This window comes from Desulforhabdus sp. TSK (genome assembly GCF_022836495.1).
Lineage (GTDB): Bacteria > Desulfobacterota > Syntrophobacteria > Syntrophobacterales > Syntrophobacteraceae > Desulforhabdus.
On record NZ_BQXM01000101.1, the window covers coordinates 1 to 805 of the forward strand.

Genomic DNA, 805 nt, shown 5'->3' on the forward strand with positions numbered 1-805 from the left:
GGCTGGAGCGACTACCTCGCCATCTGCCGTGGGAAACCGTAAAACAGCTCCTCGCCTCCATCGACAGGACGAACCCTTACGGTTTGCGTGATTACACGATGCTTTTCCTGGTTGCCACCTACGGGTTGAGGACCTGTGAGGTGGTTTCACTCACACTGGACGACATCGACTGGCGTGCCGAAACCGTACGGGTCCCCCAGCGCAAGACGGCTCAACAGCTTATTCTTCCTCTTACCGATGCCGCCGGGGACCTCCTCGTTCAGTACCTCAAGGAAAGCAGGCCGAACCTTCCCTATCGGCAGTTGTTCCTCCGTGCCCGCGCACCTTCAGGTACCCTGAAGCCCACCGCCGTAACGGAGGCCTTTCAACTGCGGGTCCGGTTGAGCGGACTGGATATTCCCTATCAGGGGCCACATTGTCTGCGCCACTCCTATGCCACCCATTTGCTCCGTCAGGGCGCATCGGTTAAGGCCATAGGCGATCTGCTCGGGCATCGCGATGCAGAGAGCACATGCGTCTACTTGAGGCTGGCTACGGAAGAGCTTCGAACGGTAGCGCTCCCTGTGCCGGAAGAACGCAGAAGCGAGACCCCGATCATCCTTGGTCCGATACCACCTCGCTCGAGGGAAAAAGAAAAGGGTGGCGCCATACAAGTGGAAGTCAATCGATTCATCCCCGGCTTCCTCTCACCCGAGATCGAGGCATACCTTCAGCTCAAGCGCTCCCTTGGTCGAAATTACTCGATCGAGGCCGTTGTGCTCCATGACTTCGACGCTTTCGTGGGAGTCCATTACCCTTCATCTCG

1 protein-coding gene is annotated in these 805 nt (G+C 58.1%); it reads left to right on the plus strand.

Annotation, left to right across the window (positions count from 1 at the left end; genetic code table 11):
- The coding region (locus MWC30_RS21680; protein ID WP_244086283.1) for a site-specific integrase at positions 1-805 on the plus strand (805 nt) is incomplete at both ends.